8 protein-coding genes are annotated in these 12,803 nt (G+C 64.1%); 1 reads left to right on the top strand and 7 read right to left on the bottom strand.

Features of this window, described 5'->3' with window-relative positions; genetic code table 11:
• Positions 1-5 precede the first annotated feature (5 nt).
• Positions 6-2,549 (bottom strand): heavy metal translocating P-type ATPase, encoded by a 2,544-nt coding sequence (locus ACTJK4_RS15040; RefSeq protein ID WP_440818281.1) that lies wholly within the window; start codon positions 2,547-2,549, stop codon positions 6-8.
• Positions 2,550-2,725: 176 nt separating this feature from the next.
• On the opposite strand from ACTJK4_RS15040, the gene ACTJK4_RS15035 reads away from it, so the two are divergent.
• Entirely contained in the window at positions 2,726-3,568 is an 843-nt protein-coding gene (locus tag ACTJK4_RS15035; protein WP_440475849.1) for a 2-phosphosulfolactate phosphatase, read from the top strand.
• Positions 3,569-3,585: 17 nt separating this feature from the next.
• On the opposite strand, the gene zapE is transcribed toward ACTJK4_RS15035, so the two are convergent.
• The 6 genes from zapE to ACTJK4_RS15005 form a co-directional block, all read right to left on the bottom strand.
• A complete protein-coding gene (gene zapE / locus ACTJK4_RS15030; protein ID WP_414561404.1) occupies positions 3,586-4,683 on the bottom strand; it encodes a cell division protein ZapE in 1,098 nt (365 codons plus the stop codon).
• 101 nt (positions 4,684-4,784) lie between these two features.
• Positions 4,785-6,221, bottom strand: a complete 1,437-nt coding sequence (gene lpdA / locus ACTJK4_RS15025; RefSeq protein WP_440818280.1) for a dihydrolipoyl dehydrogenase — start codon at positions 6,219-6,221, stop codon at positions 4,785-4,787.
• A 175-nt stretch (positions 6,222-6,396) separates the two neighbouring features.
• A complete protein-coding gene (gene odhB, locus ACTJK4_RS15020; RefSeq protein WP_440818279.1) occupies positions 6,397-7,656 on the bottom strand; it encodes a 2-oxoglutarate dehydrogenase complex dihydrolipoyllysine-residue succinyltransferase in 1,260 nt (419 codons plus the stop codon).
• A 134-nt stretch (positions 7,657-7,790) separates the two neighbouring features.
• Positions 7,791-10,655 (bottom strand): 2-oxoglutarate dehydrogenase E1 component, encoded by a 2,865-nt coding sequence (locus ACTJK4_RS15015; RefSeq protein WP_232042540.1) that lies wholly within the window; start codon positions 10,653-10,655, stop codon positions 7,791-7,793.
• A gap of 291 nt (positions 10,656-10,946) precedes the next feature.
• Positions 10,947-11,699, bottom strand: coding sequence for a glycerophosphodiester phosphodiesterase (gene ugpQ, locus ACTJK4_RS15010; RefSeq protein ID WP_440818278.1), 753 nt, complete (start codon positions 11,697-11,699; stop codon positions 10,947-10,949).
• Positions 11,696-12,793 carry a sn-glycerol-3-phosphate import ATP-binding protein UgpC gene (locus ACTJK4_RS15005; protein WP_316868831.1) on the bottom strand — a complete coding sequence of 366 codons (1,098 nt, stop codon included), beginning with the start codon at positions 12,791-12,793 and terminating at the stop codon, positions 11,696-11,698. Before ACTJK4_RS15005 ends, ugpQ begins: the two co-directional genes overlap by 4 nt.
• Positions 12,794-12,803: the final 10 nt, after the last annotated feature.

Raw genomic sequence — 12,803 nt, 5'->3', positions numbered from 1 at the left:
GCTCCTTAAGCGGCACGTGACAAACGCCACGCATTGAGCGCCACCAGCAACGACGACACCGACATGCCGATGCCCGCTACCAGCGGCGACAGCCACCCAAGCGTGGCGAGCGGAATGCTGATCGCGTTGTAAGCGAAGGCCCAGCCAAGGTTCTGGCGCACCACGCGCAACGTGCGACGGCCAATCGACACGGCCTCGCTGATGGCAAACAGGCGAGGCTCGGTGAGAATGGCATCCGCACCGGCCTGGGCCAGCGGCGCACCGGACCCAATGGCGATGGAGACCTGCGCCTGCGCGAGCAACGGCGCGTCGTTGATGCCGTCGCCGACGGCCAGCACGCGAGCGCCGTCTGCCTGCAGCTGGCGCACATAGGCACGTTTGTCTTCGGGGCTGGCGCCGCCCACGGCGCGGTCGATGCCAAGGCGGTTGGCCCACCAGTGCACGGTCTCTGGCGCATCGCCGGAAACGAGATGCAGGCGCAATCCTTGTGCACGCAACGCGCTCAAGCATGCGGGCGCATCGGCACGTGGCGTATCGGCCAGCGTGAAGCGCGCGAGCGGTTGGCCATCGCGGCCGAGCCAGATCGACGTGCATGCGGCCGCCGGCGGCACTTCCTCCATCGGCGCTTGCGTGCCGTAGCGAATGGAAGCAACCGGCTGATCTGCGTAGCGCGCTGCTGCGAACGACTGCGTACCAAGACGCACCAACTGGTTATCAGCCGCGGCATACACGCCCTGCCCCGGCACATTCGTCACGCGCCCCAACGTTGGCAAAAGCATTTCAGCGGAGGTGGCGGCGCGCAACGACTGGGCGATCGGATGATTCTCGGATTGCTCCATCGCGCACGCCAATGCGAGGCAGTGCTCGGCATCCACATCGGCGAATGTCTCGATGCTCAGCAAGCGCAGACGCCCTTCGGTGAGCGTACCGGTCTTGTCGAGCAGCACGTCCGTCACGGCTGCCAGGCTCTCGATCGCGTGACCGCGCGTGACCAGCACACCGCGCCGTGCCAGCGCGCCACTGGCTGCGGCCAATGCAGACGGCGTGGCCAGCGACAACGCACATGGGCAGCTCACCACCAGCACCGCCACGGTGACGGCAAACATGCGAGTCGGATCGATCCACCACCACGCGATCGCCGTCAGCAGCGCCCAACCGAGCAGCACTGCCACAAAGCGCCCGGCCACACGATCGGCGAGTTCAGCCATACGGGGCTTGTCCGACAGTGCGCGTTCCAGCAGATCGACGATGGCGGCAAGGCGCGTCTGGGCGCCCACGCGGTTCACACGCACGCGAATGGCGCTCACGACGTTGTAGCTGCCCGCCAGCACGGTCGCGCCCACGTCACGCGGACGCGGCACGCTTTCACCGGAGAGAAGCGATTCGTCGATCTCGGTGGTGCCGCGTTCAATGGTGCCGTCGGCGGGCAGAACTTCGCCGGCGCGCACTTCCACGCAATCGCCTTGCTGCAAGGCTGCAACGGGGATGGTTTCCAGCGCGCCGCTTTCGGCATGGAAGCGACGGCAGGTGGCTGGCAACTGGTGCACCAACGCTTCAGCGCCAGAAGCAGCACTCTGTCGCGCACGCAGTTCGAGATAGCGCGCCGCCAGCAGGAAAGCGACGAACATCGTCACGGAATCGAAATACGTCTCGCCATGACCACGCAAAGTCGCCAGCACACTGGCAATGAACGCCGCGCCGACTCCCAGCGCCACGGGCACATCCATGCCGACGTGCGCATGCCGCACTTGCCGCCAAGCATTGACGAAAATGGGCCGCGCAGAAATCAACACCACCGGCACGGTCAGCATCAAGCTGGCCCACTGCATCAGGCGCGTCTGGCTCACGGGGATGTCGCTGCCGTGCAGGTAAACCGGCCACGCGTACATCATCACTTGCATCATCCCGAGCATCGCCAGCCCCAAGCGGATCAGCAGGCTGCGGCGCTCACGCGCTTCGGCAGTGCGGCGGGCGGATGGCTGGTCGGGCCACGCTTCGTATCCGACGTCGGCAACGGCGGCAAATACCGCGGACAGCCGCATCGCCCCGGCATCTCCAACGATGCGCGCGCGTTCCGTGGCGTAATTGACGGTGGCTTCGCGCACGCCTGGCACTCGCGAGAGCGCGCGCTCGATCAGCCATACACACGCGGCGCAACGCATGCCGCTGATGGCAAGAGAAAGTTCTTCCGCGCCGTCAGCCCGTGTGCGTACGAAGCGCTCACGCATGACGGGCAGATCGTAGGTCGCCCAAACGGCTTCGGCTTCGGTGCGACGGTCGCCTTCGATCGGCTTGGCGAAGGCGATTGGGCCGTCATAGACGTGCCCCATGCCGGAGGCGTGCAGCGTTTGCGCGACAGCCTGACAGCCAGCGCAGCAAAATTCCCGGGACTTGCCGCCAATGTCGGCATGGACGGCCGTGGCGCCGTCCAGTGGCGACGCGCAGTGATAGCAGGTGACGTGCGACGCGCCTGCCCCGCTCGGGCCGATAGGCGAGCTTATGCCGTCAACCGGCGCGGTTGGATGGTTGGGGGCGAATATCGTCGTCATTATGGGGACGATGCTAGCCAGTAACCCCGGGCGCGCCCTTGATGCGCATCAAGCACGGCGCAATAAGAATCCACCGGTCAGGCGATTCTCAGCGCACATCAACCACGCCTACCCTCCCATAAAAAAATAGGCCGCCTATAGTGAATAGCTGCACCAGGCAAACAGGAGGGCGCGACATGGCAACCGAATTCAGCCTGTACAACATCCACTGTGAATGGGGTGAGCACGGAGCATCCGCGCTGGCGCCACATTGCGACGCCGTCATCGTGGTGGACGTGCTGTCTTTTTGCACCTGTGTGGATGTGGCCGTGGCGCGCGGGGCACGCATCTATCCGTATCCATGGCGCGACGCCAGCGCTGAAACTTTCGCGCGCCGCGCCGGCGCCATGCTAGCGGGCTACAACCGCAGCCAGGCGGGGTATACGCTCTCGCCAGCGTCGCTGCGTGAATTGCCCATCGGCAGCAGCTTGGTCCTGCCCTCGCCCAATGGGGCAACGCTCGCACTCGCCACCGGGTCGACGCCGACGTTTGCTGGTTGCCTGCGCAACGCGCGCGCGGTGGCGGAAGCCGCGTCGCGGTTGGGCCGTCGCGTGGCTGTGGTGGCGTCAGGAGAGCGCTGGGCTGATGGCAGCCTGCGCCCGGCCCTGGAAGACTGGTTGGCCGCCGGGGCGATCGTGCATCACCTGTCGGAAACGGTGGCGGGATTCTTGCCCCAAGCGCTGTCGCCCGAAGCGCTCGCCGCTCGTGCGATCTATCGCGAGGCGTCGCGGACCGGCATGATGAAAGCGTGGTTGCTTGATTCAGTGTCCGGCCGCGAACTGTGCGAACGCGGCTTTACCGAAGACGTGACCATGGCTTCGCAAACCGATGTGAGCAACGTCGCCCCCATGCTGGTCGAAGGCGCGTTCCGCAACGTCAACCGCAAGACCGAGCGCCTGCCACAGGACTTCTTTGGCGCAAGCCTGGGGCCCTCGCAGGCACCGCCGTCGCACCGCAATTCGCCGCCGACGTCACACTAAGGCAAGGCTCAGCACGCTCAGGTCAGTGACGTGTCCACTTCGCGGCGAGGTGCCTCGAGGTATTCGCGCGACTGCATCTCGACGATGCGCGACACGGTGCGCTGGAATTCGTTGGCCATCTGGCCTTCGGTGTACAGCTCTTCCGCCGGCACCTCCGCCGACATCAGCAGCTTGACCTTGTGGTCGTAGAACACGTCGACCAGCCACGTGAAGCGGCGCGCTTCAGACGCCATGCGCGGCGTCATCTTCGGCACATCGGCCAGGATGACGGTGTGAAAGCGTGAGGCGATTTCCAGGTAATCGTTCTGTGAGCGCGGCCCCCCGCACAGCGTGGCGAAATCGAACCACACCGCCCCGCCCGCCTTGCGCGCCGCGCGAATCTCCCGGTGCTCGATGCGTAGCACCGGGGACTCGTCCGGCACTCCGGCCACCGCAGCGAACGCATCGCGCAGCGCCGAGTTGGCCTTGGCGCCTAGCGGCGTGTAGTACGCCTGCACCTGCTCCATCGCCCGCTTGCGGTAGTCGACGCCCGCATCGACGTTGAGGACGTCGAGCTTCTCCTGCAGCAGCGCAATGGCCGGCAGCACACGGTCGCGGTGCAAGCCGTCCGGATACAGCAAGTCGGGCCGATAGTTGGATGTCATCACGAACTGCACGCCGTTGGCAAACAACTGATCGAGCAAGCGGTGCAGGATCATCGCGTCGGCAACGTCGCTGACGTGGAATTCGTCAAAACAGATCAAGCGGTAGCGCTTGGCGATGCGCCGGGCCAGCTCGTCCAGCGGATCCGCGCGGCCGCGCAGTTCTTCCAGTTGGCGATGCACTTCGCGCATGAACTCGTGAAAGTGCAGGCGCGTCTTACGCACCAACGGCACGCAGCTATAAAACGCATCCATCAGGAACGACTTGCCGCGCCCGACCCCGCCCCACATGTAGACGCCACGCGGCAAATCGGGGCGCACGAGCATCTTGCGCAGCGCATTCGATCGACGGGCCTTGTAGGCGACCCATTCGTCGTAGCACCGCTGCAGACGATCGACGGCGCGTTGTTGCGCTTCGTCGGGCTGATAGCCGCGCGCCTTCAGTTCCTGCAGGTAGGTTTCCTGGACGTTCATCTGCTTGTTCTGCATGGGGCACCGTTTGCGGGCCCAAATGGACCGATGCCCGGCAATCTTGTGGATTCACCGGGCATCGTGCTTGCCTTACGGCTTGCGATTTACATGTTGAGCTGACGCTTGTCGACGGCCAGCGCAGCTTCGCGCATCACTTCCGACATCGACGGGTGCGGATGGCAGATGCGGCCGATGTCTTCGGCTGCAGCCTTGAACTCCATCGCCACCACGGCTTCGGCAACCAGGTCCGAGGCGTTGGCTGCCACGATGTGCACGCCCAGGATTTCATCGGTCTTCGCGTCGGCGATGACCTTCACGAAACCGTCGGATGCGCCCATGCCCAGTGCACGGCCGTTCGCCATGAACGGGAACTGGCCGGCCTTGGTTTCGCGGCCTTCGGCCTTGAGCTGCTGCTCCGTCTTGCCCACCCATGCAATTTCCGGGTAGGTGTAGATGACCCACGGAATGCAGTTGTAGTCGATGTGCGGCTTCTGACCGACGATGCGCTCGGCCACGGCCACGCCTTCGTCTTCAGCCTTGTGCGCCAGCATCGGGCCGCGCACTACGTCGCCGATCGCCCACAGGTTCGGAAGCTTGGTCGCGCAGTGCTCATCGACCTCGATAAAGCCGCGCTGATCCGCCGCCAGGCCGATCGCTTCCAGACCCAGGTTGTCGGTGTTCGGCACGCGGCCGATCGACACGATCAGCTTGTCGCACTCCAGCACTTGCGCAGCGCCGGCAGCGTCGGTGTAGTTCACCTTCACGCCCTTGCCCGACGATTCGATCTCGCCGACCTTCACGCCGACGTTGATCTTCAGGCCCTGCTTGGTCAGCAGCTTGTTGGCTTCCTTGGCAACCGATTCGTCAGCCGCACCGAGGAAGCTCGGCAGCGCTTCGAGAATCGTCACTTCGGCACCCAGACGGCGCCACACCGAACCCAGCTCCAGGCCGATCACGCCAGCGCCGATCACGCCCAGCTTCTTCGGCACTTCACCAAACTTCAGTGCGCCTTCGTTGTCGGCAATGGTCACGTTGTCGACCGTCACGCCCGGCAGGTGGCGAGCCTTCGAGCCCGTCGCGATGATCACGTGCTTGGCGGTCACGACTTCCGTGCCGGCCTTGCCCGCGATCTCGACCTGATAGCCGGCGTCAGTCTTGCCGACGAACTTGCCGTGGCCCTTGAGCAGCGTCACCTTGTTCTTGCGGAACAGGAACTCGATGCCCTTCGTCATCTTGCCGACGATGTCGTCCTTACGCTTGAGCATCTTGGCCACGTCGACCTTGACGCCGTCCACCGTGATGCCGTGGTCGGCCAGGTGGTGGTTCACGTTCTCGAACTCTTCCGACGAGGCCAGCAGCGCCTTCGAGGGAATGCAGCCGACGTTCAGGCAGGTGCCGCCCAGGCGCGGCTCGCCCTTCGGATCGTCGTAGGGGTTGTCTTCGCAGCAGGCCACGTTCAGGCCGAGCTGACCAGCGCGGATGGCGGCGATGTAACCGCCGGGGCCGGCGCCGATCACCAGCACGTCAAATTCTTTGCTCATGGAGAAATCCTTTGGTCTGTCGTTCCCGCCTAAGCGGGAACGTCAACAATCGGTTTAAACCTGTTCACGGTCTGTAGCGAGCGGCCCTAGGTTGGAGCGAGAAGCGCGGCCGTACACGGGTACGGCGAGCACCGCAGGTTCAAGATCGGGTCGCGCAGTAGGACCGTGGGCAGGTTTACAGATCCAGCAGCAGGCGGGCCGGGTCTTCCAGCGCTTCCTTCATCGCCACCAGACCCAGCACGGCTTCGCGGCCGTCGATGATGCGGTGGTCGTAGGACATGGCCAGATAGTTCATCGGGCGAACGACGACTTGGCCGTTCTCCACCACAGCACGGTCCTTGGTGGCGTGCACGCCCAGGATGGCCGATTGCGGCGGGTTGATGATCGGAGTCGACAGCATCGAGCCGAACGTGCCGCCGTTCGAGATCGAGAACGTACCGCCGGTCAGGTCGTCGAGCGTCAGCTTGCCGTCCTTGGCCTTCTGGCCGAATTCGGCAATCTTCTTCTCGATATCGGCCAGGCTCATCTGGTCGGCATTGCGCAGGATGGGCACCACCAGGCCGCGCGGCGAGCCGACAGCGATACCGATGTCGAAGTAGCCGTGGTACACGATGTCGTTGCCGTCAACCGAGGCGTTGATGACCGGGTACTTCTTCAGCGCGTGGACAGCCGCCTTCACGAAGAACGACATGAAGCCCAGCTTCACGCCATGGGTCTTCTCGAACTGGTCCTTGAACTTGGCGCGCAAGTCCATCACCGGCTTCATGTTGACTTCGTTGAAGGTGGTGAGGATGGCGTTGGTCGATTGCGATTGCACCAGGCGCTCGGCGATACGGGCACGCAGGCGGCTCATCGGCACGCGCTCTTCCGGACGGTCGCCCAGGGCGGCGAAATCTACCGGTGCAGCGACTTGCTGCAGCGCCGGACGAGCGGCTTGCGGAGCGGCAGCGGCAGCGGCAGCCGGCTTGGCGCCACCAGCCACGGCACCCAGCACGTCGCCCTTGGTGATGCGACCATCGCGGCCCGTGCCGGCCACTTGGCCAGCCGACAGGTTGTTCTCAGCCATCAGCTTGGCAGCCGACGGCATGGCCACGCCACCCGCAGCAGCAGCGGCCGGAGCGGCGGCAGCCGGTGCCGGTGCAGCAGCTGCGGGAGCCGGTGCAGCAGCAGCCGGAGCGGCAGCGCCTGCCTTGCCTTCGGTGTCGATCTTGGCCAGCAGTTGTTCCGACGTCACGGTTGCGCCGTCCGCCACCAGCACTTCAGCCAGCACGCCAGCCGACGGGGCCGGCACTTCCAGCACGACCTTGTCGGTCTCGACTTCGATCAGGATTTCGTCCTGGGCCACGGCTTCGCCCGGCTTCTTCTTCCAGGAGATCAGCGTGCCCTCTTCAACGGACTCGGAAAACTGCGGGACCTTGACTTCAACGATAGCCATTTCGGTGCTTCCTTGGATTCATGTGCACGTACTCCTCTTGTGCGGGAGCCGCGCTAATTCGATATACGGTGGAATTCGGGAGCGAAGATGCGTCAAGGCGACAGCCGAAGCTGCCGCCCTGGTGCAGAGGTCGCTTACTTGTTCAGCACGAAGCCCTTGAGCTTGCCGAACGCGGCATCGATCAGCGCCTTCTGCTGCTCGTTGTGCTTCGCGTAGTAGCCCACGGCCGGCGATGCCGATGCCGGGCGGCCTGCGTAGCCCAGCTTCTGCCCCTCGGTCATGTTCTCGAGGATGTAGTGCTGCACGAAGAACCAGGCACCCTGGTTCTGCGGCTCGTCCTGGCACCACACCACTTCAGCGAGGTTCGGATACTTCTTCAGCTCGGCTGCGAACGCCTTGTGCGGGAACGGATAGAGCTGTTCCACGCGGATGATGGCCGTGTCGGTCAGGCCACGTTCCTTACGGGCGTTGACCAGGTCGTAGTAGACCTTGCCCGAGCAGGCCACGACGCGCTTGACCTTGGCGGCGTTCAGATCTTCGGCCGTATCGGCGATCACCGTTTCGAAATGGCCCTTGGCCAGATCCGACAGCGGCGACACAGCGTCCTTGCTACGCAGCAGCGACTTCGGCGTCAGGATGATCAGCGGCTTGCGGAACATCCGGATCATCTGGCGACGCAGCAGGTGGAAGATCTGTGCCGGCGTGGTCGGCTGCACCACTTGCATGTTGTGGTCTGCGCAGAGCTGCAAGTAGCGCTCCAGGCGTGCCGAGCTGTGCTCCGGACCTTGGCCTTCGTAGCCGTGCGGCAGCATCAGCGTCAAGCCTGAGGCGCGGCCCCACTTCACTTCGCCCGACGAGATGAACTGGTCAATCACCACCTGTGCGCCGTTGGCGAAGTCGCCGAACTGGGCTTCCCAGATCACCAGGGTGTTCGGCTCAGCCGACGAATAGCCGTATTCGAAGCCCATCACGGCTTCTTCCGACAGCACCGAGTCGATCACCGTAAAGGGAGCTTGGCTCTCCGACACGTTCTGCAGCGGGATGTAGCTGCCGGCGTCCCAACGCTCGCGGTTCTGATCGTGCAGCACGGCGTGGCGGTGCGTGAACGTACCGCGACCAGCGTCCTGACCGGTGATACGCACCGGATAGCCCGACGCCACCAGCGATGCGAAGGCCAGGTGCTCGCCCATGCCCCAGTCCAGCGACAGCTCGCCCTTGCCCATCTTGGCGCGGTTGTTGACGACGTTCTCAACCAGCGGGTGCAGCTTGAAATGATCCGGGATGGCGGTGATGCGTTCGGCCAGACGCTTGAGTTCGGCCATCGGCACGGCGGTATCGGCCGCATCCGTCCACTTGCGGTTCAGGAACGGCATCCAGTCCACAGCGAACTTGTTCTTGAAGTTCGACAGCACCGGGTCGACCGTGTGCTTGCCCGCGTCCATGGCGGCGCGGAATTCCTGCACGAGGCCGTCCGGCTCTTCGGTCTTCAGCGTGTTCTGCGTGACGAGCTTGTCTGCGTAGAGCTTGCGCGTACCGGGATGCGTGCCGATCTTCTTGTACATCAGCGGCTGCGTCATCGCCGGCGTGTCTTGCTCGTTGTGGCCGAGCTTGCGGAAGCAGATGATGTCGACCGCGATGTCCTTCTGGAACTCGGTACGGTAATCCACGGCCAGTTGCATGGCCAGCACGACGGCTTCCGGATCGTCGCCGTTCACGTGGAGGACCGGCGCTTCGATCATCTTGACCACGTCGGTACAGTACAGCGTCGAGCGCGAGTCGCGCGGGTCCGACGTCGTGAAACCGATCTGGTTGTTGATGACGATGTGGATCGTACCGCCCGTGCCGTAACCACGCGTCTGTGCGAGGTTCAGCGTTTCCATCACGACGCCCTGGCCTGCGAAGGCCGCGTCGCCGTGCACCTGCACTGCCAGCACTTGCGCGCCGTGCTTGTCACCGCGGCGTTCCTGACGTGCCTTGACCGAGCCTTCCACGACCGGGTTGACGATTTCCAGGTGCGACGGGTTGAACGCCAGCGACAGGTGGACGGGGCCGCCCGGGGTGGTGACGTCGCTCGAGAAACCCTTGTGGTACTTCACGTCGCCGGCCGGCAGGTCGTCCACGTGCTTGCCTTCGAATTCGGCAAACAGGTCGGCGGGCATCTTGCCCAGCGTGTTGACCAGCACGTTCAGGCGGCCGCGGTGGGCCATGCCGATCACGATTTCCTGCACGCCCTTGGCGCCGGCGTGCTGGATCAGTTCGTCCATCGCCGCGATGAAGCTCTCGCCGCCTTCCAGCGAGAAGCGCTTCTGACCGACGTACTTGGTATGCAGGAAGCGCTCGAGGCCCTCAGCGGCCGTCAGGCGTTCCAGGATGTGCTTCTTCTTTTCAGCCGAGAACGTCGGCTTGGAGCGAATGGTTTCCAGACGCTCCTGCCACCAGCGCTTTTGGGCCTGGTCGCTGATGTACATGAATTCGGCACCGATCGAGCCGCAGTACGTTTCGCGCAGGTTGTTGACCAGCTCGCGCAGGCTCATCGACTCCTTGCCGAAATACGTGTTGCTGGCATTGAAGATGATGTCCTGATCGGCTTCGGTGAAACCGTAGAAAGCCGGGTCCAGATCCGGCACCGGCGGGCGCTCCTGACGCTTGAGCGGATCAAGATCGGCCCAACGCAGGCCCACATTGCGGTACGCGGCAATCAGCTGCGTGGCCGACACGCGCTTGCGACCCATATCGGAATCGGCAGACGCGACAATCGTCTTGATCGGGCCGGACTTGGCGCGCTCAGCAAACGACGTGACGATGGGGGCGTGGGGGATATCCCGGGCGTTGGAACCGTCGACGGCGGGGACGTTCTGCAGCGCATCGAAGTACGCGCGCAGGGCCTCGCTAACGGACGTGGGATCTTGAAGATACGCTTCGTACTGATCTTCAACGTAGGCGGCGTTACCGCCGGACAGGTACGAAGTGTCCTGGTACTGCTTATACAGCTCTGTCATGGGGCGCTCACTTTTCTCCGGGTCTGCCGGAGTTCAGCGGGTTCATCAACCTTCCGCGACACGGCTTGACCGGTTAGCGGATCGCAAACTAAATCGCCTGAAATCACCTGGTCGGACCGGATCGCGCAATGCAGAAAGGAGGTACCGAGACAGCTTTTACAGACAAGTTGTGCGGGAAGGACCTAAGTCTTCACGGAGGGGAAGCATAGCATGTTTATAAGCAATATTCTGATTCTTTGACGTGACAAAGGACCGTTGTTATGCCACGTCAAAGCCATGCCTTGATCACATTCAGGCGGGCGAAATGCGGTCAACCCAATCGGTGATCAACCCATCCAGCCCAGCGCCCCAGAGCAACTGCGCACGGTCCAGGTCGTTGACCGTGTAGCAGCAGACGCGAAACCCTGCGGCGTGTGCCTCGTCAATGATTTCGGGCGTCAGTTCGCGATGGTTGGCGTCGAGCGCAACACAATCCAATGCACGCAGGCGATCGAGCCAATCAGCGGGCAGTTTGTCGAGCAGCAAAGCGCGAGGCAACTCCGGCGCAGCTTCGCGCGCGGCGGCCAGCGCTTCTTCGGAGAACGACGACAGCAGCGGCGGCACGTCGGCGCCGGCCCACAGCGTGCGGGCGTCGAGCGCGACAGCAGCGCCCGTGCGCCACTCGGCGCCCGGCACCGGCTTGATCTCGATATTGGCGAGGAAGTTGTTGGCGCGCAGGTAGCGCGTGATGGCTGCCAGCGTCGGCACCGGCTCGCCGGCATAGGCGGGGCTGTGCCAACTGCCTGCGTCGAGGTGCGCAATCTGACCGAGCGTGAGCGCATCGAGGCGGCCTGCGCCGTTGGTGGTGCGATCCAGCGTGGCATCGTGCAACAGGACCGATGCGCCGTCGCCGGAGAGCTTCACATCAAACTCGAACATGCGGTAGCCGAACGATGCGCCATGGCGGAACGCAGCGAGCGTGTTCTCGGGCGCCAGCTTGCCCGCGCCACGGTGTGCAATGGCACGCGGATACGGCCAGGCCGGCAAGACGCGTGCGCCGGTCATGCCAGGGCCTCGATGCGGCGCGTGGTTTGCGGGTCGAACCAGTGCAGATGCTCGGCCGAGGCGGTGATCGGCAGCTTGTCACCGGCCTTTACGCTGGCGTGCGGTTCCAGGCGGACCACGACAGGGTGACCCGCCAGCGTGCCGTACGCGAACGCATCTGCACCGAGGGCTTCGACCACGCGCACGTCAATCAAGGCGATGGCCTCATCGGCAGAGCACGGCTCGATGTGCTCGGGGCGCAAACCCATCAGCGCGCGCTCGGGCAGGTGAAGGCCCATCGGCAGGTGGCCCAGCGTGGCGGCAGCCTCACCCTCCTTCGCACCATCCACCCGGATCTGCGTACCGCCGCCGGCATGGCGCGACACGGGCACGAGGTTCATCGGCGGCGAACCGATGAAACCCGCCACGAACGTGCTGGCCGGACGCGAGTACACCTCAAGCGGCGTGCCGATCTGCTCGACCCGCCCGCCGTTGAGCACCATCATGCGATCAGCCAACGTCATCGCTTCAACTTGATCGTGCGTGACGTAAAGACTCGTCGTGCGCAGACGGCGATGTAGATCCTTCAGCTCCAGGCGCATCTGCACGCGCAGCTTGGCATCCAGGTTGGAGAGCGGCTCGTCGAACAGGAACACGGCCGGCTCACGCACGATCGCGCGGCCCATGGCCACACGCTGGCGTTGGCCGCCCGAGAGCTGGCGCGGCTTGCGATCCAGCAGCTTGCCGAGTTCAAGAATGCCCGCCGCCTGTTCCACACGCGCCTGAATATCGCTCTTGGGCAAGCCGCGAATCTTCAGGCCGTAGGCCATGTTGTCGAACACGCTCATGTGCGGATACAGCGCGTAGTTCTGGAACACCATCGCGATATCGCGCTCGGCCGGCTCCAGTTCGTTGACGACGCGGTCGCCAATCCACACTTCACCACCGGTGATGGGCTCCAGCCCCGCCACCATGCGCAGCAGCGTGGACTTGCCGCAGCCCGACGGGCCGACGATGACGATGAACTCCCCGTCGCCGATTTCCATGTCGATGCCGTGCACGACCTGGAGGTTGGCGTAATGCTTCTGCACGTTGCGTAGCGAAAGTTTTGCCATCTTGCTTCTT

The sequence above is a fragment of the Ralstonia sp. 22111 genome, assembly GCF_052045895.1.
GTDB classification, from domain to species: domain Bacteria; phylum Pseudomonadota; class Gammaproteobacteria; order Burkholderiales; family Burkholderiaceae; genus Ralstonia; species Ralstonia wenshanensis.
This window is presented reverse-complemented; position numbering and strand designations above follow the sequence as displayed.